Raw genomic sequence first — 23,711 nt, 5'->3', positions numbered from 1 at the left:
AACCCGTACTTATGCAAAAATACATTATACTTCTCCTTGCTCTCATTACCTTGTCTTTTTCAACAACGGCACAGAAAGATAACAACGAAGAAAAAACAAAGTTAATCCGGATTGTAGGGAAGCTTACAAATGAAATCAATAATGAACCGATTCCTTTTGCAAATATTGGAGTTCTTGGATCATATATCGGTGCAGCATCTAATATGGATGGAGTTTTCGAACTTAAAATACCAGGAGATTTATTTGAAAAAACCATACAGGCTTCAGCAGTTGGTTATTCCACATTCTCAAACAGTGTGAAAAACTGCATACAAGAAGATACATTGATAATAAAATTAACGCCAAAAAATTACAGCATTGCTGAAGTTGAAGTAACTGCTCAATCATTAGTTCTGAAAAAGAGAATTAAAACTGCAATTGAAAAAATTCCGGAAAATTACCTGCAGACTCCTTTCAATTACGATGTTTATTATCGCTCCGAAAAATTCGAAAACAAAAAACTAAACCGGCTTAGAGAAGCTGCAATTCGTATTTATGACGACAAAGGATATCAACGGACAGATGCTTATCAGGTATTTAAAGAACGTGGTTATAAGTTTTTGCAGGTAAGAAAGAATTTTGAGACTTCATCGCTTGCCGACGGGTCGACCTATTTAGACGAATTATTGGAAATGGACATTGTACGTGGCCGAGGAAATATACTGAACGACAATCATTTAGATTTTTACGATTTAAACCTGGAACAAATTACAGAGTACGAAAATGACTCAATCTGGGTGATCGCTTACAAAAGCAAAAGACCAATGTTAAGCAACACAGGAGATTACTATGCCAAAGAATATTCGGGTAAAATTTACATCAAAATAAAAGATTTTGCTGTGATTAAAAATGAAACTCATGTTGTTGCCAGTAATTATTCGTCGCAGGGAAGAAGTTTTTACGTTAACGAAGAACGGCAAAAGTGGAAGCCATTAAAAATAGAATACGATTTTAGTGTTACCTACAAGCAACATTCAGGGAAGTATTACTTAAGCTATGTGAACTACAAGCGTCATCACAAAGTAGAAGATAAAAAAACGAAAAAAATCACTTCAACGGATATCAACACAGAAATGCTGATAACCCAAATTAATACCAACAAGCCGGAAGTAATTGAGAAACGAGCATATTATGAAAATATGCCTTACGATAAAAATTTCTGGGAAAGTTACAACATCATTTTTGATGGGAAATAAAAAAAAGAGGCCAAAGCCTCTTTTTTTTTATCTTCTAATTATAGCAAAAATCAATTGATCCAAATAATTGCCATTCTTGTAAACGGCATTCTTTAAAACAGCTTCCTGCACAAAACCTGCCTTTTCTAAAACTTTTACTGATCCAATATTCCCTTCAAAAACATTTGCATATAATCTCACAATATTCATATGCAAAAAAGCATGATCTACAGTTTCCTTTACCACATGCGTCATGATCCCTCTATTCCAATACTTTTGCCCGATCCAATAACCCAATTCAGCGGATTTACAAAAAACATCTTCCTGTTGTTCCACACCAATGCAGCCAACCACTTCTTTATTCACCTCAATTGCCATAAAATACCCCTTAGCAACATGATTTACAAAATGAATCCAACGATGAGCATCCTTATGAGTATATGGATATGGAAAGCTGTTCTTTAAAAAACGGGATACATCCAAATCACTTGCAGATTTAACAAGATCCTCTTCGTCTCCAAATTTCCATTTCCTTAATAAAATACACCCTTTATCAATTTCTGCTGCCATGGCAAACCTCCATTTTCAATTTCTACTTACAAGTACGTTAAAAAAACTTTGTTGGCAATCAAATATGCACAAAAAAAAACTGCCCATAATATGGACAGTTTCTTAAATGATATAAAAGTTTTTATTCTTCCTCTTTAATTTCTTCTACGGCTTCTTCTAGATCCAACAAATCATTTTCCTGTAGAATATTGTACCACTGAAAAACTTTTTTCATATCAGAAACATACACCCGATCTTCATCGTAATTAGGCAACACTTCAGTCATGTAAGCTTTCAATTCATTCCCTGAAGCTTTGTGACTTATTGCCTGACCTCCATTTTCCTTTTCCTTAATACTTTTAAAAACAACTGCTAACTGAACATCTCCTTCATCAGTAAAAATAGCAATATCTTCTAAAGCACTAATTTTAGAAGAAGCATAAGCTGCCATACGCTTTTTATCAATCAAAGATTCCACAATTAAAGCATTCTTTGAGTTAGACACCATTTTAAAAAGACCTGAATGTCCTGCTATGGCCAATATTCCTTTCAACATATTTTCGTTTTTATATTTGGAAGCACAAATTTATAATTCAATTGTAGTAAAAAAAACAATTTTGCAAAAAAACATCTTAGAATTAATCCAGATTACGCAAACCCTCTTTCTTTTTTAATTTTCTCGAAGGCTTCACTCAACTTCTGAAACTTCTCCTTTGCAGCCTCCTGCACATCTTCACCCAAGTAGCTCACTTTATCCGGATGATATTTAGCTGCCATTTTCCGATAAGCCTTTTTAACCTCAGCGTCAGAAGCATCCCGTGTTAAGTCAAGAATCTTATAACTTGATTCTGTGGATTGAATAAACATAGACTTAATCGAGTTGTAATCACCCGACTGAATACCCAAATAGTAAGATATTTTATCAATAACATTTAATTCAGACTCAGAAACAATTCCATCAGCCTGAGCAATTCCAAATAGAAAATGCATCAGCTGTAATCTGGAGGAATAATCGAGATTGTGCTGAATTTGCTGACATACCTCCTCAACAGGTATATTTTGCTTTAGAATATCACGAAGCACAGTAATTGCTTCACCAGCTCTGCCAACACCAAAACTTTTTACCAGATATCCTTTTACGTAATCTAATTCTACTTTTAATACTTTTCCATCTGCCTTCATTACAGCAGCAACCAAAATAAGCAAGCTCATTACAAAATCACCTTGTCTTGTAGCTCCTCTTACATGACCGTTCTCAATTTCAACTGTATCAATTGCCGATCCCAACATAAATCCCAATACTCCACCAATTGGACCTAAAAAAGCCCAACCTAATCCTCCGGCAATCCATCTTCCGTATTTTCCCATTTTTCGGCACTAAATTATTTTACAATCCCAGTTTTCTTTAAACAAAGAAAACAAAAGATCACTTAATTAGAAATCGCACTTCTGAAAAAGCGATCCTATTAACAAAGTTTAACAAAAGTTTTAAATTTATTTATTGACTTAAAGACCTGATTTGTTTGTCTATCCGTTCAATCTGAGGAAGAATTAACTCTGTATTGTTATAAATTACAAAATCAGCTTTTTCAATTCTTACCGATTCCGGAAGTTGACTTCTCATTCTCTCCACAATCAGCTCCCTGCTTATCGAATCCCGTTCCATGACTCTTTGAATCCTTATCTCGTCTTCTGCTGCAACTGTAATTATCTTATCAAAATTCTTGTACAAACCACTATCAAAAATTATAGCCGATTCTTGTATTACATAGGGCGTTTGAGAATGTTGTTCGCACCATCTTATAAAATCTTTTCGAACTGCAGGATGAACAATCGAATTAATATCTTTTAATGCTTCCGAATCATTAAATACAATTTCGGCAAGTAATTTTCGGTTTAAATTAAAATTAGAATCATAAATCTGATCCCCAAAACGAGAAACCAATAAGTTCTGAAGTTCCGCATCTGAAACCATTAATCTTTTCGCCTCATTATCTGCAACATAAATAGGTATTCCCATCATTTCAAATGCCCGCCCAACAATTGATTTTCCAGATCCTATTCCTCCTGTTAAGCCAATTTTCAACATTCTTGAAATATTTTATAATTCCTTTTTATAAAAGGCATACTGATTTATTCGAATGATTTCTTCTCTTTCAGATAAGTAACTTCCTGAGGATAAAAACGAACATTTGTTACGAAACCGGGACTGCTTAATAACTGTATCTTTAACTTATTACTGCCCTCATCTGAAGTTTGATTATAATCCACTCTCACATCGAACAAATCAACCGAAACCTTATCATGCTTTTTAAATCCCACAAAATAAGATACTTTAACATCGCCCGGAAATAACCTTAGTAATAAAGAATCAGGAAGATTGCTCACTTTAATTGGAACAGTAACTTTTTCTTCAGTAAATTGTTCAACTGGAACCGTTATTTCAACTTTCCGTTGATCAAACTCAAGACCTCCTATCTGTTTTAAACTTACTTTCTTTTTAACCGTTTTATGCAAATTAGTTAAAACGAGTTCCTCGGTTTCCACAAAATCAATACTATCGAGAATTGAACTAGGCCCTTTCACAACCACACTGTCAAATTCCAAAGAGATTGCTTCATCTAACATGAATTGCTGCTCAAAGGTACTCGACACATTACTCTTAATAGGAACCTTCTTTTCTACAATAGGAGAAAACTCAAAACGTATTGTATCCGGTGATATACTTACTAACTTAATATTTGAAGACAAATCTCTTTCGAACCGGCTCATAATTTGAGCTGTAGCCAGAGAATAGGTTTGAAGAGTTCTGTTTTCTATGCGATTATTAGTATAAAACCCAACATCGAAAGGATTTGAAAGGAATGCCGTACTTATTTTATAACGTATTAAATCAAAACCATACGCATTAACTTTTAAGGCTAATTTTTCCGGCAATTTATTGGTAAGAACTTTGTTCTGCGGTAAATTAACATACCGAACAGGATAATGCACTGTGGTTGTATATTCTTTTCCTAAAGCATTTAGGAACCAAAATATTGTAGCGATCCCAACAAAAAAAACATACACAAGCAGTTTTTTATTCGAAGCAATTTTTTCTGTATTAAAAAGCTCCTTTATCTTTTGAAGATCTGGAATACCCAATGCTAGAAAAATTTAGAAGAAGACTGTGCTCAATGAGCACAGTCTAAACTATTATTTTTGAGCAACATCGCTCATATCTTTAACTACTGCAGCTTTATCAATTTTCAATCGGTTTTGTCCTTCAACTTCCATGATAATTACAGTCTCCTGTATTTCAAGAACTTTACCATAAATACCACCTGTAGTTACAACCTTATCTCCTTTTTTCAAATCTTCACGAAATTTTTTCAATTCCTTCTGCTTTTTCATTTGCGGACGAATCATGAAAAAATAAAATACCACTACAATTAGAATTAGAGGTACAAATTGCATGATAGGGTTCTGCCCCTCTTGAGGTTGTGTCATCAATAAGATGTTCAATAAATTATCCATTTCAATCCTAAATTTTAAGGCCAAAGGCCATATTAATTATACAATTACTAATTATTCTATTTCACTTGTGCTGTGATCACCAACTCTTTTGTTCCGGATAAAGTATTACAAAAAATGGTAATCACCTTGTATTGTTTTCCGTATCTTCCTTCAGAGTTAAACTCCACTGTTATATGTGATTCTTCACCAATTTTCACTGGCTTCCTCTCCCATTTCACCACAGTGCAGCCACAACTTGTTTCAACATTCTTAATTACTAAATCTTTCGACCCAATGTTCTTAAAAAAGAAATCACAAACAACGATTTCACCTTCTGAAATCACTCCAAATTTATGTATTTCTTTAGTAAACTCAAACTTCGGAAAACCATTCGACCGAATAATCTCCTCAGAATTTTTTTCTTGAATCAATTTACCGTCAGGTTTACCTGTTTTATTTGAAGTGCATTGTACTAAAAATGAGAACAAAATTATCACAAACAGTATACTACAAAGATATTTTCCGGTTTGAAGATGAGTATTTTTATTCATTAATTGTTCAAACATTTTGGTTCCCGAATGTAGTGAATTTTAATGGAAGTACATTTGCTTCTCTTAATAAAATAAAAAATGCGCATTACCCAAAGATAAGCGCATTTTAAAGTATATATTTTGGAATTATTTTCCTTCTATTAAGCCTCTGCCCACTTTTTTAACAGTTCCATTTGATTTCAACTCCTGAACCATTTTATCAAGAATTCCATTAATGAAATTACTACTGTTAACTGTACTGTAGAATTTGGCAATTTCAAGATATTCGTTAAAGCTCACCTTAACCGGAACACTTGTAAACTCCTTTATTTCTGTAAGAGCCAGCTCCATGATCAAAATATCCATGTATGCAATACGCTCCAAATCCCAATTTTTAGTATTCGCCTTAATCAATTCCAAATGATCAGTATGATTGATAATGGCCTTGCGCAACAATGTTTTCACAAAATCCTCATCATCACGATCCTTATACAAAGACATTAAAGAAGCGTAAGTGTCATCAGTTTGAGAAAATCCTTTTATAGTTCTCACAACCATGCTAATAATGAACTCTATTTCGTCATTCCAATAGATGCTTTTCTCTTCCATTAAGCTGTAAAAATCCTCATCTGCAGCAATAATATGAGTAAAAAACTTCTCTACAAATTTCTTATCAGAAGCATAAGTGCTCTCTGGTAAGGCCATATACTCATTATACAAATCTGAATTAATCAATTTGTCATGCAAAATCCGAACGTAATCCTCTTGATCGCTCCAATTTACGGTGTGCGACTTAGAATAACTATTCAACTGAATGTTATCTGCCAACTGTCTGATTACAGAATTATTAATAAATCTTGTGTTGGGATTTAAATCCTCATGAGATGGAATAATTTTGCCTCTTGAGTTTTCAATTTTCTTTTCAGAAACAAAAGCAACATCCACAATAAGTAGAAGTAAATAATGATACAAATCGTAAGCTTTTCCGACGCTAAAAAATAATTCCTTTTCGGCCTTAGCTATTGTGCGATCCTGGTTTTTATAATAGGCATACAAAATCTGCAATACCTTAACACGAAGCAATCTTCTACTAATCATACGTTTAAAGAACTTGTCAATTACATTAATTCGGTTGCAAAAGTAGGCTTTTTTTACTTGTTAACAAGAAAAAACCAACAAATAAGATAAAATAATTAAGCCTCCCAACAAAATAGATTTACATATTAAAAACAAGTAAAAAAACCACCTATGCCCTGAAAAGGTTTGCATACTCATTTTAAATAACCACATTTTCCTCAATAAAATACATATTCATAATAAATAGTACGTATATTTTTTTATTTTTGAATGTATAAAATCAAAATAAATAACAAATTATTTTCAAATGGAAGGTTACGATAAAAAGGAAGGGTTTGAAAAACATAATCGAGATGAAATTTATTCAAATGCGGTAAGAGCGGGGAAAAGGACTTATTTTTTTGATGTTAAAGCAACAAAGAAGAACGACTATTACTTAACAATCACCGAAAGTAAAAAACGTTATGACAAAGAAGGAAATTTCACCTTCGAAAAGCATAAAATATTTTTGTATAAAGAAGATTTCGATAAATTTTCAGATGGTCTTTTAGAGGCAATTGATTTTATCAAATCTTCAAATTTGGAGAAAGAAACTGACGAAGAAACTTATGCAGATTCAGAATACCATGAACCAGCAACAGTTATTGAAGGATTTGATTCAGAATCCTTTACAAATGTAGAATTTGAAGATTTAACGGAATAATAATTCCATATATAATTATAAAAGCTGTCCTTTCTGACAGCTTTTTTTTTGTTTTTATTCAATCTATATCAATAAAAAAGCAAGTCAAAAAGTCTATGTTTCCTTAAAACGCTTACTTTTGCCCAAATTTATATTTAATTTTGCCAATCTGATTAATTATTACACATCCCGGATTAAACACAATGAATTGAAAAGGTTAAAATACCTACTATTAGGGATTGCAAGTCACCTATTTTTCCTATACGTTTGACAAGCATAAATTAAGCACAATAATTAAATTACAATCAAGTTGCAATTATCAGATGCCTAACGGCATCATCTATTAATAAATAAGAATGAAGCTTTCCGAATTATCTGATAGTCAAGAGGGAATTATAATAAAAGTTCAGGGACACGGAGCCTTTCGAAAGAGAATTACCGAAATGGGCTTTGTAAAGGGAAAGAAGGTCACTGTTATAAAAAATGCTCCTCTTAAAGATCCTGTTGAGTATCAAATAATGGGGTACGAAGTTTCCCTAAGAAGAAGTGAGGCATCTTTAATTGAAGTAATTACAAAAGAAGAGGCTAAGGATATTAAGATAAATGGATTTGAAGGAACTATTAGTGATGATATTCTAAAAACTTCCGCAAAAGAAAAAGGAAAAAAAATCCATATTGCTTTGGTTGGAAATCCAAACTCGGGTAAAACTACACTATTCAATTATGCCTCCGGATCAAAAGAGCACGTAGGCAATTACAGCGGAGTAACCGTAGACGCCAAACAAGCCAAAGTAAAGCAAAATGGTTACCATTTTAATATCACTGATCTGCCGGGTACATACTCGTTAACAGCCTACTCTCCCGAAGAATTATTTGTTCGCAAATACATTATGAATGAAAAACCGGATGTGGTAATTAACGTTGTTGACGCATCTAACCTGGAGAGAAACCTGTACCTGACCACACAGTTAATTGACATGGATATAAAGGTGATTATTGCCTTGAACATGTATGATGAACTGGAAAAAAAAGGTGCTGTCCTTAATTTTAAGGCTCTTGCAAAAATGCTTGGCATTCCAATTATTCCAACCATCAGTCCAAAAGGAACTGGCATAAAAGAACTTTTTAATAAGGTAATAAATGTGTACGAAGACAAAGATCCAATTGTACGTCACATTCATGTTAATTACGGTAAATCGGTTGAAAGATCGATTGCTAAAATACAACATGAAATAAAAAAGGATCCTAAAATCTGCACAAAAACCTCTCCTAGATTCCTGTCTATTAAACTTTTGGAAGCTGACAAAAGTGCTCGTCACCTTGTACAGGATAGTGACCGGCATTTCAATATAAAGAACATCGTAAAGGACGAAATTCAAAAAATTGAAAAAGAATTTGGCGAAGTGTGCGAAACTGTTATTACTGATTCGAAGTACGGGTTTATTGATGGCGCACTTAAGGAAACTTACAAAGAGAGTCCCATTAAACGTAGACGTAAAACCACAATAATAGACACGTTCATCACTCATAAACTGTTTAGTTTTCCGATTTTTTTCGTGTTCATGTTTTTAACGTTTTACGCCACTTTCAATTTAGGCGAATACCCAATGCAATGGATTGATATGGGTGTAAATGCTTTTGCTGGATTAATTGAACAATTTATGCCCGAAGGTCCGCTAAAAGATTTATTTATAGATGGAATAATTGGTGGTGTTGGTGGTGTAATTGTATTCCTGCCAAACATTCTGATTTTATTCTTCTTTATATCCTTTATGGAAGACACAGGATATATGGCCAGAGCCGCCTTTATTATGGATAAACTAATGCATAAAATTGGCTTGCATGGAAAATCATTTATCCCATTAATAATGGGATTTGGGTGTAATGTACCTGCATTAATGGCAACCAGAACCCTTGAAAACAGAAATGACAGAATACTAACTATGCTGATCACCCCATTCATGTCATGCAGTGCAAGGCTTCCTATTTATATTTTAATAATCGGAACATTTTTCCCTGAACATGCAACATTAGTTCTATTCGGAATTTACACTTTTGGTATAGCTCTTGCGATTTTCTTTGCAAAAATTTTTAAAGCGAGCTTTTTCAAATCCAAAGATGCTCCCTTTGTTATGGAATTACCGCCTTATCGTTTGCCGACTCTTAAATCAACCATAATTCACATGTGGCATAAAGGTGTTCAATACCTCCAAAAAATGGGAGGTGTGATTCTTTTAGCTTCTATTATAATTTGGGCTTTAGGGTATTTCCCCAGAGAGATCAATTTCTCGAAGGATTACGATAAAATGATATTGGAAACCAATCAAGATTTTGATAGTCGGATAAACAACATACAGCAAGACAATGAAAATGATACGAAACAGCTGCTATCCGAAAAAGAGGTAGAGATTAAAAAAATTCAAAACCTTAAACTGGAGGAGAAACAACAAAAATCTTACATCGGTCAAATCGGTCAATTTGTTGCACCCGCTCTACATCCTCTAGGTTTCGATTGGAAAATGACTGTAAGTATATTAACCGGTATTGCAGCCAAAGAAGTTGTGGTAAGTACAATGGGGGTTCTATATCAGGAAGGAGAAGGCGCAAGTGAAACCAGCGAAGGATTGAGAACGAAGTTGAAGGAGCAAAAATTTGCTGGCAGTTATCGAACAGGTGAGAATGTTTTTTCCAGCCTATCGGCTCTATCATTCCTTATATTTATTCTGATTTATTTTCCATGTATAGCAGTAATCGTAACTATCGTTAAAGAAGCCAATTGGAAATGGGCAGCTTTTGTTGTGTTTTACACTACAGGATTAGCTTGGCTGGTTTCCTTTATCATTTACCAAACAGGCAATTTAATACTTTAAAATTATGAGCTTTCAATTAATATCAACTTATGCAATTGTGATTTTCGCATCTGGATATACTATATATCAGTTTGTGCGTTTATTCATAAAACAGAAATCGAGTTGTGGAGGCAGTTGTGGAGGTTGCAGTTTTAAAAATGAGCTAAAAAAACGTGGCATTTCGGGAAATCCAATTCTTAAAAACCAAAATTTTACATATATTAAAAATTAACAAATGCAGAACGCCTTTATTTTAAACAAAAAATACACATAATAAAACATAACAACAAATAAAAAGGGTAGTCAAACAACTACCCTTTTCTTTTTATCTAAAAAGCTCAATTATGCTCCTAAAGTAGCAACCATTACTGCTTTTATTGTGTGTAAACGGTTCTCAGCTTCGTCAAATACGATAGATGCAGGAGATTCAAAAACCTCTTCGGTCACCTCAACACCATCCATACCAAATTTTTGGAAAACTTCTTCGCCAACTTTTGTTTGTCTGTTGTGATACGCTGGTAGACAATGCATAAATTTACACTTATCGTTTCCTGTAGCTGTCATCAAATCAGCATTAATCTGATATGGTTTAAGAATTCCAATTCTTTCTTCCCAAACCTTATCCGGTTCGCCCATTGATACCCAAACATCAGTATAAAGGAAATCACATCCTTTAACTCCTGCTTGCGCATCATCAGTAATTGTAATAACAGCACCGGTTTCTTTAGCTATCTCCATACATTGAGCCACCAATTCTTCTTCTGGCTGAAGATTAGCAGGACCAACGATTCTTACATCCATACCCATTTTAGCAGCACCAACCATTAAAGAGTTAGCCATATTATTACGGGCATCGCCTAAATATGCAAATGACATTTGACTAAGCGGCTTATCTGAATGCTCCGTCATAGTTAAAAAGTCAGCTAATATTTGAGTTGGATGAAATTCATCTGTCAAACCATTCCAAACAGGAACACCCGCAAATTTTCCTAATTCCTCTACAACTGCCTGTCCGTATCCACGGTACTCAATACCATCATACATACGTCCTAAAACACGAGCGGTATCAGCCATTGACTCTTTAACACCAATCTGAGAACCAGAAGGACCTAAATAAGTAACGTGAGCACCTTGATCGTAAGCTGCTGTTTCAAAAGCACAACGAGTACGAGTTGAAGATTTTTCAAATATCAAAGCGATATTCTTTCCCTTCATAGTCTGCACTTCTGTACCTGCATATTTTGCTCTTTTAAGATCTCTTGCAAGATCCAACATATATTGCATTTCCTTTGGAGTAAAATCCAACAACTTCAAAAAGTTTCTGTTTCTTAAATTAAAAGCCATGGTATGTATTTTTTAAAAATTACAATCACAAAAGTAATTATAATCTGATATTAATAATAGTTAATTAAAAATTATGCTCTACGTCGTTTTTATCGTATTCCATTGTTATTTTGGTTCCGTAAGATTTATCGACCAATTTGGTTGCTTCAGTAATAACTGATTTACCGCCGCCATTTTCAATAAAACTTAGACAAGCACGGATTTTCGGAGCCATAGATCCTTCTGCGAAAGTACCGTCTTCCATGTATTTCATTGTATCGGCATGATTCAAAAACTCAAGTTTTTTCTCATTTGGACCTCTAAAGTCACGATAAACAAAGGAAACATCAGTAAGAATATAAAATTCATCCGCTTTAATCCGGGCTCCAATCAATGCCGAAGCAAGATCTTTATCAATTACAGCTTCAACAGGGCAAAGGTTCCCATTCTCATCTTCAGAAACCGGAATACCACCACCGCCAACAGTAATTACAATATTACCCTGACGAGCCAGGTTTTCAATAACCTTCTCATTCAAAACACGAATAGGTTTTGGCGAAGGCACAACACGTCTCCATCCTCCCTCTGTTTTCACCTCTTCCTTAAAAATCCACCCTTTATCAGCGCGTAACTCGTCTGCTTGCGCTTTGGTATAAATCTTACCCACACGCTTTAAGGGATCAGCAAATGCAGGATCATTCTTATCAACAACAACCTGAGTCACCAAAGTCACCACATCTTTCTCAATGCCATTTTGCTTTAATACATTACGCAAATTCCTCTCAATCATATAACCAATTCCCCCTTGAGAATCAGCCACATCAATATCCAAAGGCATTTGAGGAATATTGTAAAGTTGCTCACCTGCATCGTTTCTCATTAAGATATTACCTACCTGAGGGCCATTACCATGAGCAATAATAACATCATACCCTTCTTTAACAAGAAAAATAAGATTTTCAAGAGTATCAATTGTGTTCTGAGTCTGCTCCTCAACAGTCCCTTTTTGACTCCCCCTCAATAAGGCATTTCCACCTAATGCTACAACTGCTAATTTATTTTTCATTATTTTTTCCTTTATGTTTTTCATTTTACAATGCAAATCTAAAAAAAATAACAACAAAACAATGAAATACCTTTTCATTTATAATATTTTTCAGCCTCTGTTTTTCAACACATTACGACATTTCTAAATTTACTGTTTAGTACCTAATTCTCTAAACGCATGAAATTCAAAGCAAATAATCTTTAAAATACACTCGTTTGCAAAGGTCAATCTATTTTAGTAGTTATGATAACTTTTTCTCATAAGTCAGCATTCCAGTTCAACTATTTTACCCAAAATCGATTTTTACGCAAAAAAGAGAAATTAAAATATCTTGGTCATTTTTTTTAGCATAACCTCTATCAATTATTTACGTATTAGTTAAAAGTGGAATTTAATCGGCAAAAAATGTGATTTTCGTAAAGATATCGTGCGATTTCATGTAAGATGCCAAAATATAATATTGTATTCCCCAATGTTTTCATACTTTTAGTAAATCCTATTTATTGTATTTACAGATAGATTTAACTATAGTTAAAAGCACAAATCTGTTTTCAATAAATATTCACTAACCAAAACATTATCCTATGAAGCAAGGATTATCTATAATTCTAATTTTATTGTTGGTCTGGGGATGCAAAACAAAATCCGAAACCGAGAATAAAATTACTGAAGGGATAATTACCTATAGTGTTAGTTACTTTTCCTCGGAAAAAGATAACCCAATAATTGCCCTTTTACCAAACAAAGTAGAATTGCACTTTAAGGATAATAACATTTGCCTCATATCTGAAGGCTATCTTGGTTTTTTCAGCACAAAATTTCTTTCTAAATACAACAATCCAAATAGTAATATATTACTAAAGGTATTGAGTAATAAGCTTAACTATGAATTTCCTAAAGATGAAGTTGCATTTGTATACAGTCAGCTTCCTCCGGCAAAAATAGAATACAATGATTCCACAAAACTAATAGCTGGCTATGAATGTAAAAAAGCAACCGTTTTTATGGCCGATCAATCAAAAACTCAAGTCAGTCTTTACTACACTTCGGAGATTGGACTAAAAGACCCTAACCGTAACACTCCATTGCACCAAATCCCCGGGGTACTCATGGAATTTGAAACTACAATGAATCAAGTAAAAGCAAAATTCACAGCACAATCAATAAATTTAATTGCTGTTAGCGAGGAAGATTTCAATATTCCAGAGGAATATGTCCTTTCTGATCTTAAGACATTAAAAAAATACATTGTCGATTTCAATTAATTAACATCTGATTTCAAACTTATCTTTTTAGAAGCTGATTTTCCTGTGGTTTTAAATGCCATTTTTATTACTTTTACATAAATTCGTACACAATACGAATTTTGTGAAAAATGAAAAAATAGTCAATGGCTAAAAAGAAAAAAACAAACAATACAAAAGCTAAATCGCGCTTCTCAGCCCCAAAATTTCTTAGTGACGAAAGAACCAAATTCCTTTTTGGTATTGCACTTTCTCTGTTTACTATTTATATTGGATTGGCATTCGTCTCCTTCTTTTTTACAGGAGGAGCTGATCAAAGTAAATTAGATATTAAATGGCTCGAATTAATCACAGACTCAAAAGTACGTGTTGAAAACTGGACGGGGAAAACCGGGGCTTACATTTCCAATTTGGTTATAAACAAAGGATTTGGAATCGCATCATTCTCATTCCTTTATTTACTCGTAGTCCTTTCGCTTCGAATTTGGGGAGTAAAAATACAATCATTACGAAAAACAATTATATACACCTTACTATTCTGCATTTGGTTTTCGGTTTTCATGTCGTTTACATTTGTTCAATCAACATCGCATTCATTTTTATTCTTGGGAGGAATTCATGGCTACTTTATAAGTGAATGGCTTGTATCCTTGATAGGTAATGTTGGCACTCTGTTTCTAATTGTTCTTAGCTTTTTAACCTTTATTACCTTTGCCTTTCAAAACTCAATTTCCTTTTTCAAAAAAATATTTAGTCCAAAATCTAAAACAGACCGTAAAGAAAGCCAAGACTTCTCCAAATCTGATGAAGATGAAACAGAATCATTAACTTCTGTAATACACACTCTAAATGATGAACAAGAGGATGAAGAAGGTGAAGATGAATTAATTATTAATTCTGAGATTTTTCCTGAGGAAGAAATTATTTTGGAACAGGAAGTAAACAATCCTAAAACAGCAGATGACGATTTGGAGCTAAAGATTGAGACAGTATCCAAACAAGAAGAAATCGTAAGCATTCAGCGCAGACCTATGGAGGATTTCGATCCTACGCTTGATCTTTCAAACTACAAATACCCTCCAATCGAATTATTAGAAGCGCATCATGCCAGTAATTCGAGTGTAAGTAAAGAAGAACTTGAATCAAATAAAGATAAAATTGTAGAGACACTGCGTCATTACAAAATTGAAATTACTCAGATAAAAGCTACAATTGGTCCTACTATTACGCTGTATGAAATTGTGCCCGCTCCTGGAGTACGCATTTCCAAAATAAAGAATCTGGAAGACGATATTGCACTTAGTCTATCCGCCTTAGGAATTAGGATTATAGCTCCGATTCCGGGTAAGGGAACTATTGGTATTGAAGTTCCGAACCGTACACCTGAAATCGTGTCAATGAAGAACATTATTTCATCTAAAAAATTCCAGGAATCAACACATGCACTTCCTGTTGCACTTGGAAAAACAATATCGAATGAAACCTATACTCTTGATTTAACCAAAATGCCTCACTTATTGGTGGCCGGAGCAACAGGGCAGGGAAAATCGGTTGGTTTGAATGCAATTATTACATCGCTTTTATATAAGATGCATCCTTCCCAGCTTAAATTTGTCCTTATCGATCCTAAGAAAGTTGAACTAAGCATTTACTCAACTATCGAGAAACATTTTCTGGCAAAACTTCCGGGAGAAGAAGAACCCATAATTACTGATATCCATAAGGTTATTGCAACATTAAACTCCTTATGTATTGAAATGGATTCCAGATATGATTTGTTGAAAAAGGCACATGCCAGAAATATAAAGGAATACAATACCAAGTTTGTAAAACGTAATTTAAATCCGGAAAACGGTCATCGCTACCTACCCTATATTGTAGTAATTATTGATGAGTTTGCTGATTTAATTATGACAGCGGGAAAGGAAGTTGAGACTCCAATTGCTCGTATCGCCCAATTAGCCAGAGCTATTGGAATACATATGATTATTGCAACACAACGACCTTCAACAAATATTATTACAGGAGTTATCAAAGCTAATTTCCCGGCACGAATTGCCTTTAAAGTAGCATCTATGATTGATTCCCGAACAATTCTTGATAGTCCTGGAGCAAACCAGTTGATTGGTCGTGGGGATATGCTTATTTCACTAACAAGTGAACTGGTAAGGGTACAATGTGCTTTTGTTGACACTCCGGAAGTGGAAGCTGTTACAGAATTCGTACAAAAGCAGCAATCCTACCCTACCGCAATGTTTTTGCCGGAGTATGTGGGTGAGTCTTCCGAAAATTCAGCAATGGATATCGATTTGCAAAAAAGAGATGCTCTTTTTGAAGATGCAGCCCGATTGGTTGTTTCATCTCAGCAGGGATCAACTTCAGGAATTCAAAGAAGATTTTCTATCGGCTACAACAGAGCAGGTAGAATAGTGGATCAATTAGAGGCCGCTGGAATTGTTGGTCCTTTTGAAGGAAGTAAAGCCAGACAAGTATTAATTCAAGATGAATATTCGCTGGAAAAATTATTAAGTAATGTGTAGCAATAACGGCGTGGCACAGTTATTGATTAAGAATATTTGAATATTTATAAAATAAGCTAAAATGAAAAAAATCTTTTGTTTCCTTCTTTTTGGAGCTATATGTTTAAACCTGTCGGCTCAGGATATTAAAGCCAAAACTATTCTTGATAAAGTTTCTGCAAAAAATAAAGAATTTAAAAGTATCAGTGCAGAATTTACTTTTTCTATGGATAATGCGGAAGAAGATATCCATGAAGTATCGGAAGGAAATATAGTTCTGGTGGGTAATAAATATCGTCTTAAACTTATGGGTGTTGATACTTATTATGATGGAACTACCATGTTTTCACACATCATTGATGTTAATGAAGTAAACATTACAAAACCGGAAGAAAATGAAGAAGAAGGATTAAATCCAGCCCAAATTTTTTCCATTTATGAAAAAGGATACAACTACAAATACATCAGAGAGGAAACAGTAAATTCTTCTACTTACCATGTAATAGACCTCATTCCTTTAAATTCTGAACGGGAATTCTCCTCGATACAATTGAGAATCGATAAGGCTAAGAATCAAATTGAATCGTTAAAAACAATTGGGAAAGATGGAAATAATGTAAGTATTACACTTAAAAAGCTGACTCCTAACCTCAAATTTGCTGATTCTTATTTTGTTTTTGATCCAAAATCAAATCCAGATGTGGAAGTGAACGATATGCGATAAATTATCAAACAATACATTCCTCCTCTACTCTTTCAAGGGTAGAGGATTTTTTTTCTATTTCATTAACACGCAAAGGAAGAGTGAACCAAAATTTACTCCCTACTCCTTCTTTACTTTCCACACCTATTTCTCCTCCATTTTTTTCCACAAAATCTTTACACAAGATTAAGCCAAATCCGGTTCCTTTTTCATTCGATGTTCCTGGCCTTGAATAGTTAGAGTCAAGATTAAATAATTTTATTTTATCCTCAGGCCTGATCCCAACACCATTATCTTCAACACTTATAATTGCTTTGCTCTCTTCAGCCTTTACCGAAAAAATGATTCTTCCTCTTTCCTCCGTAAATTTAATGGAGTTATTCCCTAAATTCCGCACAACAGTTCGAATCATATCCGAATCGGCATAAACAAGTGAAGCATTAATTTCATTCAACTCAAGTGAAATGCCTTTTGCATATGCTTTTTCCTCAAGGCCTTCCATTTCTTCTTCTATTAGTTGATTTACGTTAATAATGATAGGGTTATACTCCATCACCCCCATCTGCGATCTCGACCATGTTAGCAATGTATCAAGCAATAAAGAGCCATGAAGAGCCGATTTATGAACAATTTCAATATACTCCTGCCTCATTGAATCCTCAAGCTCATCATATCGGTCAATTAACAAATCGGTAAACCCCAGCACTGCATTAAACGGATTTTTCAGATCGTGTGCGACAATAGATAAAAACTTATCCTTGGTAGCATTCAAACTTGTCAGACTTTTATTTCTGTCGGATATAATTTTATTTTTTTCCGTTAAAAGTTTATTGTGTTTCTTCCTGAATCGACTAATGTATATTGAATATATAAGCAGAGATAAAATCAAAACACCCAAACTAAAAAAATATAAACCTCTGGTCTTTTGTTTGTCTATTTCTAACCTTTGAATTGTATTCCGTTGTTTCAGAACCTCATTTTCGGTATCGATTTTTTCCAATCGAAATTTCGCCTGAATTTCCGCAATTTCTTTGCTATTATTCTCTCTATAAATCCTCTCTCTTATTTTATCGTACTTTTTGAAATATTGGATACTCTTCTCAAAATTATTTTTCTTCTCATACAATTCCGACATGTAGTAATAACAGTCCAATTCAATTCGTGCAACACCTATTTCTTTTGCTTTTGTTAAAGCCTCCTCGAACAAACCCAGAGATGCATTATAATCTTCATTCTTTAAATGCGCTATTGCCAAGGATGTCTTGACACTTGCAATAGAAATTTTATCCCCTTTTCGCTCAGACTCAATCAAAGCTCTATGATAGTAAACCATGCACTTATTTATATCACCACAATCCAGATACAACTGACCAATATTTTCGAGTAAAATTGGCTTCCAATCAACATTGCTTTCAAATTCAATGATATCCAACGCTTTCAGATATGACGACAACGCCATAAGACTATCATTCATTTTATGGTATACGTTTCCAATATTATTACGCATTACAGCGATACCCTGCAAATTGTTGGCATTTTCCTTTAAAACCAAAGATTGATTATAATAATCAAGTGCCTTGGAATATTCCTGCATCTGAAAATAAACATTCCCAATATTATTTAGGGAAGCAGAAATCAGCAAGCTGTCTTTTAATCCATTTCGAATGTTTAAACTTGTAAAATAGGCGCTAAGAGAAAGTTTATAGTTATCAATTTGTATTAATGAATTACCCAAAATATTATAACAATCAGCTTTTTCTTTTTCATGATTTTTAACACAATAGGAAATTGCTTTTTCAATATATTTGATGGAATTAGAATAATCACTACTCCTATAAGAAGCTTTTCCTTTTAGGTAGTTCGCCTTCATAGTAAAAACTGAATCAAGAAATAAATTTTCGGACTTCAGAATTTGATCCGCATAATAAATTGCTGAATCCGGATAATCAGAAATATAATCCTCTCCCAACTGATACAACACATCATAAGTTAATAAATCAGAGGGAACGTTAATAAGCTGTTTTAGACTATCACGCTTTGAATTTGACGAATAGACAAAGAAACATTGGGAAACAAAAAGAATAACGAAAAAAAGCCTTCTCATTTAGTTGAGATTAGATTTGTTTAAATAGCCACATAAAGATGTTAAATAATATCATATTTTATAAACAATATGTAATGTTTTTGACGAAGTAACTAAAAAAAAGCAGTCAGGCAAGCACATAAGATAAACAACTACTCACCAATATTTTAAGAAGTAAAAATTTGCAATAGTAACAACATGTAAATTATTGCGGTGCCAGTTGAAATAGAGTAACAAATATTTCCAACAATAATTTTCCTTTATCACGATAAAATAGAAAATTGAAAACATTCGTAATATTCATAAAATACCTATCTTCGAAGGGTAAACATTTTACTATTATGACATTAAAAACCGCCTCTTTTCGTATCTTGTTGATTATATTTTTGTTATTGGCAATCGGCAATCATGTATCAGGACAAAATTTATCAAAGAATGCAGAAATCAGTCTTCTCACCTGTTCTCCGGGAGATGAACTGTACTCACAATTTGGTCATTCTGCATTACGAATAAAAGATGAAGAAAAAAAAATAGATTTGGTTTTTGGTTACGGTACGTTCAATTTCAACACCCCTAATTTTTATCCGAAATTCGCAAGAGGCAAATTAGACTATATGTTATCCTACACAACGTTTGATCGTTTTAAAAACGGATACATTTATGAGAAAAGAGGGATTGTTGAGCAGAAACTAAATCTTGATAGTATTGAGAAGCAGAAACTGTTTACCGCTTTATTAAAAAATTACCAACCTGAAAACAGATATTACAGATACGATTTTCTTTTTGACAATTGCTCTACACGAATTCGGGATATTGTTAGTGAAAACACATCAGGCACAATTCTTTTCGACACAATTTCGGATCAACCGAAATCCTTTTGGAATCTATTAGATCCATTCATGCAAAAAAGTCGCTGGATATTTTTAGGAATCCATTTAGCTCTAGGAATACCTTGTGATGCTGAGGCGACTCCTTACCAATATATGTTCTTACCAGACAACATGATGCTGGGCTTTGAAAATGCAAAAATAAGGACGGATGAGACAATTAAACCCTTGGTAAAATCAACCAATGTTATTCTAAAACCGGCCCTCAACTTCAAAATAACTAATTGGTACCAAAGACCAGTTTTTATTTTTGGATTGTTAGCATTAATTGGACTAATCTTAAGTCTTGTATATCTAAAAAAAGACAAAGATCTGTTCATTTTTGATATTTTTATATTTGGCGTTTGCGGATTGCTGGGCTGGCTTATAATTTTCTTATGGTTTTTTACAGATCATCAGGCCACCGGACCTAATTGGAATATTATTTGGGCCTTCCCTCTTCACTTCCCAATGGTTTTTGCATTACTACGAAAAAAACCCTCTTTGCTTGCTTATTATTACTTTTTACTGCATTCAATAATACTCATAGTGATATTAGGAAGCTGGGCATTTATACCGCAATCTTTTCCTAATGAAATATTACCTTTTGTGGTTCTTCTCCTTTTAAGATCACTATACATTGTAAAAAAAATCAGAACTCGTTTACTGTAATGACTATATCAAACACCGACATAAGAAAATACCGAAAAACCTTCCGGATTGGATCTTTTGATACAGACCTAAATGGAAGAGCAAAACTCACCAGTATCTGCAATTACTTTCAGGAAATTGCCGGATATCACGTAGATTTAATCAATCAAGGCATTGATGATTTAAAAGCCAATAATTTGGCTTGGATTTTATCAAGATTAAAAGTTCAAATTTTTGCAACACCCAAGTGGAAAGATAATATTGATATTGAAACCTGGTCGATTGGAGCGGATGGTTTGTTTGGAAATCGGGAATACCGGATTTATAACATGAAAGGAGATGTTATCGGTCAGGCGACCTCTTCGTGGCTGGTGCTTAATACGAAAACAAAAAGATTGATTAGACCACAAGAAATTGTTGCTAAAATGCCAGTCAACTCTGAAGATCCTATCTTTGAACATAGCCTAGGTAAATTACAACAACTTGAACAAGGGAATTACGTAGAAGATCTGCACATTCACTATAGTGATCTGGATTTCTATCAGCATGTGAATAATGTAAAATACATAAAGTGGGCAATAGACTCTTGCCTTTCTGAAATATTATTGAATAAAACAATTCACGAGCTGGAGATAAATTACTTGCATGAAGCCAAACTTGATCAGATTCTTGAGATATTCAACCAAAATAGTGATAACACCTCAAAAATTGTAATCAAAACGAAAAACACGGACATTGAAAATTGTCGTGTAGTTATAAAATGGAAATAAACAAAAAATGAACACTATACTATCAAGCTTTGAATCAGCATTTTATCATTTAATTTCTTTTTCTTCATTCGAACCTTTTATGCTTTTGGCATTGTTCGGAATCTCCTTTCAAATAAAAGACTGGAAAGCCTATTTTTCTCTTTTACTTGCCTTAATTATTGGCTCGATTGTTGGGCTCCTTCTTTGTAATTTTTCGATTATAACCTTTTCCGGCACAACCGTTAAATTGATTTTGGCCCTCTCAATTCTGCTGGTGGGAATCCAAAATCTAATTGGCGGTCAGAGTTCTGCATCAACAATAAGATATAATTTCTTTGCTTTAGTTGGCATCATTTTGGGGATTGGAATTAACCTACATTATAAGAGTGTTTACGGAAGCTCATTTTCTTTTTATCCATTTACAGGATATAATCTTGGAGCTTCAGTTTCCTACTTTCTAATTTCATTCAGCAGCCTGCTTGTATCATCATTACTCATGTTGGTTTTTAAAACAGACAGAAGAAGTTTTAATCTGGTAATTACGGGCATAGGCATTGGTATAGCCCTTGTTCTTATTTACTTACGATATTGAAAAAAAAATGCGAACCATTGTGGTTCGCATTTTTTTCTAAATATATCTTTACACTTTATGCGTTAATTGATCAACAACACTGATCTCCATAAATGATACTCCTTTGGAAGGACCAAAACTACCACCTATAATAATAACCATATCCTCGCTTTTAAAACATCCCTGATCCATTAGGGAAAACATGGTTTGCTTTACATACTCATCACGACTAACAAGCAATTTACGATAACTCGCTTCAACACCATACGAAAGAGCTAACTCCCTCATTACACGCTTCGAATAGCACAATGCATAAACTGGAAGTGTTCCTCTATAAGCAGATAAATATCTTCCGGTTCTACCGGTTAGAGTATCGGTTACAATTGCTTTAACCGGCAATAACTGAGATGCTTTTACTGCAGAGCGGGCTAAAATAGCCGAAAGTTCATGATTACTTCTCACAAAATTTTGTTTGGTATCTGGATAAAGCTCTTTCTCCACTTCGATTGCTACCGATTTCATTACCCGAACTGCATCAACAGGATAGTCTCCATAGGCAGTTTCACCGCTTAACATGATCGCATCGGTTCTATTGTAAATGGCATTGGCAATATCACTAACTTCTGCTCTTGTAGGTCTTGGATTATTAATCATTGAGTGAAGCATTTGCGTAGCAATAATTACAGGCTTCTTTCTCTCAATACATTTACGAATAATTTTTCGTTGAATTACAGGAATTTTTTGGGCAGGAATCTCAATGGCTAAATCACCTCTGGCAACCATGATACCATATACATGTTCCAATATTTCATCAATATTGTCAACCCCTTCCTGATTTTCAATTTTTGCAATAATTTTAATATCCGAATTTTGCTGATCAAGAATTCCTTGAATTTGAAGAACATCATGTTTGTTACGAACAAACGAATGAGCAATAAAATCAATGTCCTGCGCAATAGCAAAATGAATAAATTCAATATCCTTAGGACTCAAAGATGGTAAATTTATTGATACACCAGGAACATTTATACTCTTGCGGTTTTTAACGGGTCCTGCATTTTGTGCTTCTACAGTCAAAAATTGCTCATCCTTATCAACTACCAACAATTCTAATTCACCATCGTCAATTAATATCTTCTTTCCAATTTCAAGATCTTTTACAAAATCCTCATAACTAACCATTATACACAACTCTGTGCAGGGAAGATTGTCGCTCCCTTTCATCTTAATTAAATCACCCTTTTTAAGGTGAATTTCCTCTTTAACATCAATAGTTCTAATCTCAGGGCCTTTAGTATCTACGAGCAAAGCAATCCTATCAGATACTTTTCGTACATTCTCAATAACCTTCATAGCATCATCATGAGTCTGATGAGCCGTGTTTAGCCGAACTACGTTCATTCCTTCTTCAAACAATTCTGTCAAAAATTCGACATCACATTTTCTGTCGGAAATCGTGGCAATAATTTTCGTGTGCTTCTTCATCGAGTAACTCTTTCAATTTTAGTTTTGGCACTGCAAAGATACTCAATTTCTCAAAACCAATTTAATAAGCTAT

At 33.9% G+C, this 23,711-nt stretch carries 23 protein-coding genes; 11 read left to right on the top strand and 12 right to left on the bottom strand.

Annotated features, from left to right (window positions below; genetic code table 11):
* Positions 1 to 11 precede the first annotated feature (11 nt).
* Complete coding sequence (locus GQR60_RS15525) at positions 12 to 1,235, top strand: carboxypeptidase-like regulatory domain-containing protein (RefSeq protein WP_124993816.1); 1,224 nt, start codon at positions 12 to 14, stop codon at positions 1,233 to 1,235.
* Between the two features lie 27 nt (positions 1,236 to 1,262).
* Here the strand turns inward: GQR60_RS15525 and GQR60_RS15520 are convergent, their stop codons facing one another.
* The 7 genes from GQR60_RS15520 to GQR60_RS15490 all read right to left on the bottom strand — a co-directional run bounded on the left by GQR60_RS15520 (position 1,263) and on the right by GQR60_RS15490 (position 5,689).
* Positions 1,263 to 1,784, bottom strand: a complete 522-nt coding sequence (locus tag GQR60_RS15520; protein ID WP_124993815.1) for a GNAT family N-acetyltransferase — start codon at positions 1,782 to 1,784, stop codon at positions 1,263 to 1,265.
* Positions 1,785 to 1,905: 121 nt separating this feature from the next.
* On the bottom strand, positions 1,906 to 2,319 hold the full coding sequence (locus GQR60_RS15515; protein ID WP_124993814.1) for a DUF5606 family protein: 414 nt from the start codon (positions 2,317 to 2,319) through the stop codon (positions 1,906 to 1,908).
* 92 nt (positions 2,320 to 2,411) lie between these two features.
* Entirely contained in the window at positions 2,412 to 3,131 is a 720-nt protein-coding gene (locus GQR60_RS15510) for a TerB family tellurite resistance protein (protein WP_124993813.1), read from the bottom strand.
* A 130-nt stretch (positions 3,132 to 3,261) separates the two neighbouring features.
* Positions 3,262 to 3,852: a dephospho-CoA kinase gene (coaE, locus tag GQR60_RS15505; RefSeq protein WP_124993812.1), complete on the bottom strand. Its 591-nt coding sequence runs from the start codon at positions 3,850 to 3,852 to the stop codon at positions 3,262 to 3,264.
* Positions 3,853 to 3,896: 44 nt separating this feature from the next.
* Positions 3,897 to 4,832, bottom strand: coding sequence for a CdaR family protein (locus GQR60_RS15500; protein WP_124993811.1), 936 nt, complete (start codon positions 4,830 to 4,832; stop codon positions 3,897 to 3,899).
* A gap of 126 nt (positions 4,833 to 4,958) precedes the next feature.
* On the bottom strand, positions 4,959 to 5,279 hold the full coding sequence (yajC, locus tag GQR60_RS15495) for a preprotein translocase subunit YajC (protein WP_191991632.1): 321 nt from the start codon (positions 5,277 to 5,279) through the stop codon (positions 4,959 to 4,961).
* Positions 5,280 to 5,335: 56 nt separating this feature from the next.
* The gene (locus tag GQR60_RS15490) at positions 5,336 to 5,689 is read right to left on the bottom strand and encodes a DUF1573 domain-containing protein (RefSeq protein ID WP_225441433.1); all 354 of its coding nucleotides are present in this window, start codon (positions 5,687 to 5,689) and stop codon (positions 5,336 to 5,338) included.
* A 47-nt stretch (positions 5,690 to 5,736) separates the two neighbouring features.
* Between GQR60_RS15490 and GQR60_RS19995 the strand changes: the two genes are divergently transcribed.
* Positions 5,737 to 5,919, top strand: a complete 183-nt coding sequence (locus tag GQR60_RS19995; protein WP_191991636.1) for a hypothetical protein — start codon at positions 5,737 to 5,739, stop codon at positions 5,917 to 5,919.
* A 16-nt stretch (positions 5,920 to 5,935) separates the two neighbouring features.
* Here the strand turns inward: GQR60_RS19995 and GQR60_RS15485 are convergent, their stop codons facing one another.
* On the bottom strand, positions 5,936 to 6,886 hold the full coding sequence (locus GQR60_RS15485; protein ID WP_124993809.1) for a transcription antitermination protein NusB: 951 nt from the start codon (positions 6,884 to 6,886) through the stop codon (positions 5,936 to 5,938).
* A 286-nt stretch (positions 6,887 to 7,172) separates the two neighbouring features.
* Here GQR60_RS15485 and GQR60_RS15480 point away from each other — a divergent pair, with 286 nt between their 5' ends.
* From GQR60_RS15480 to GQR60_RS20440, 3 genes are all read left to right on the top strand, one after another.
* Complete coding sequence (locus GQR60_RS15480; RefSeq protein WP_124993808.1) at positions 7,173 to 7,568, top strand: DUF3276 family protein; 396 nt, start codon at positions 7,173 to 7,175, stop codon at positions 7,566 to 7,568.
* A gap of 335 nt (positions 7,569 to 7,903) precedes the next feature.
* Positions 7,904 to 10,417, top strand: a complete 2,514-nt coding sequence (gene feoB / locus GQR60_RS15475; RefSeq protein ID WP_124993807.1) for a ferrous iron transport protein B — start codon at positions 7,904 to 7,906, stop codon at positions 10,415 to 10,417.
* 4 nt (positions 10,418 to 10,421) lie between these two features.
* Positions 10,422 to 10,628 carry a FeoB-associated Cys-rich membrane protein gene (locus tag GQR60_RS20440; protein ID WP_101310868.1) on the top strand — a complete coding sequence of 69 codons (207 nt, stop codon included), beginning with the start codon at positions 10,422 to 10,424 and terminating at the stop codon, positions 10,626 to 10,628.
* A gap of 110 nt (positions 10,629 to 10,738) precedes the next feature.
* Here GQR60_RS20440 and argF read toward each other — a convergent pair whose 3' ends face one another.
* Together argF and arcC are read right to left on the bottom strand one after the other, a co-directional pair.
* A complete protein-coding gene (gene argF / locus GQR60_RS15465) occupies positions 10,739 to 11,740 on the bottom strand; it encodes an ornithine carbamoyltransferase (RefSeq protein ID WP_124993806.1) in 1,002 nt (333 codons plus the stop codon).
* A gap of 64 nt (positions 11,741 to 11,804) precedes the next feature.
* On the bottom strand, positions 11,805 to 12,785 hold the full coding sequence (arcC, locus tag GQR60_RS15460; protein ID WP_124993805.1) for a carbamate kinase: 981 nt from the start codon (positions 12,783 to 12,785) through the stop codon (positions 11,805 to 11,807).
* Positions 12,786 to 13,351: 566 nt separating this feature from the next.
* On the opposite strand from arcC, the gene GQR60_RS15455 reads away from it, so the two are divergent.
* From GQR60_RS15455 to GQR60_RS15445, 3 genes are all read left to right on the top strand, one after another.
* A complete protein-coding gene (locus GQR60_RS15455; RefSeq protein WP_124993804.1) occupies positions 13,352 to 14,032 on the top strand; it encodes a hypothetical protein in 681 nt (226 codons plus the stop codon).
* A gap of 125 nt (positions 14,033 to 14,157) precedes the next feature.
* Entirely contained in the window at positions 14,158 to 16,551 is a 2,394-nt protein-coding gene (locus GQR60_RS15450) for an FtsK/SpoIIIE family DNA translocase (protein ID WP_124993803.1), read from the top strand.
* Between the two features lie 61 nt (positions 16,552 to 16,612).
* Positions 16,613 to 17,254, top strand: coding sequence for a LolA family protein (locus tag GQR60_RS15445; protein WP_124993802.1), 642 nt, complete (start codon positions 16,613 to 16,615; stop codon positions 17,252 to 17,254).
* A gap of 4 nt (positions 17,255 to 17,258) precedes the next feature.
* Here GQR60_RS15445 and GQR60_RS15440 read toward each other — a convergent pair whose 3' ends face one another.
* Positions 17,259 to 19,337 carry a tetratricopeptide repeat-containing sensor histidine kinase gene (locus GQR60_RS15440; RefSeq protein WP_124993801.1) on the bottom strand — a complete coding sequence of 693 codons (2,079 nt, stop codon included), beginning with the start codon at positions 19,335 to 19,337 and terminating at the stop codon, positions 17,259 to 17,261.
* 320 nt (positions 19,338 to 19,657) lie between these two features.
* On the opposite strand from GQR60_RS15440, the gene GQR60_RS15435 reads away from it, so the two are divergent.
* Genes GQR60_RS15435 through GQR60_RS15425 form a run of 3 tightly spaced genes read left to right on the top strand, consistent with a single transcriptional unit; the run spans position 19,658 to position 22,174 of the window.
* Entirely contained in the window at positions 19,658 to 20,854 is a 1,197-nt protein-coding gene (locus tag GQR60_RS15435; protein ID WP_124993800.1) for an Lnb N-terminal periplasmic domain-containing protein, read from the top strand.
* Positions 20,854 to 21,603 (top strand): acyl-[acyl-carrier-protein] thioesterase, encoded by a 750-nt coding sequence (locus GQR60_RS15430; protein ID WP_124993799.1) that lies wholly within the window; start codon positions 20,854 to 20,856, stop codon positions 21,601 to 21,603. Before GQR60_RS15435 ends, GQR60_RS15430 begins: the two co-directional genes overlap by 1 nt.
* 7 nt (positions 21,604 to 21,610) lie before the next feature.
* Complete coding sequence (locus GQR60_RS15425) at positions 21,611 to 22,174, top strand: HupE/UreJ family protein (protein ID WP_124993798.1); 564 nt, start codon at positions 21,611 to 21,613, stop codon at positions 22,172 to 22,174.
* Positions 22,175 to 22,222: 48 nt separating this feature from the next.
* Here the strand turns inward: GQR60_RS15425 and pyk are convergent, their stop codons facing one another.
* Positions 22,223 to 23,638 (bottom strand): pyruvate kinase, encoded by a 1,416-nt coding sequence (gene pyk, locus GQR60_RS15420; protein WP_124993797.1) that lies wholly within the window; start codon positions 23,636 to 23,638, stop codon positions 22,223 to 22,225.
* Between the last annotated feature and the right edge of the window lie 73 nt (positions 23,639 to 23,711).

Origin of the sequence: Labilibaculum euxinicum (assembly GCF_009795715.1) — a bacterium.
Lineage (GTDB): Bacteria > Bacteroidota > Bacteroidia > Bacteroidales > Marinifilaceae > Labilibaculum > Labilibaculum euxinus.
Note: the sequence above shows the minus strand (reverse complement) of the source record. Positions and strands in the feature narration are given on the sequence as shown.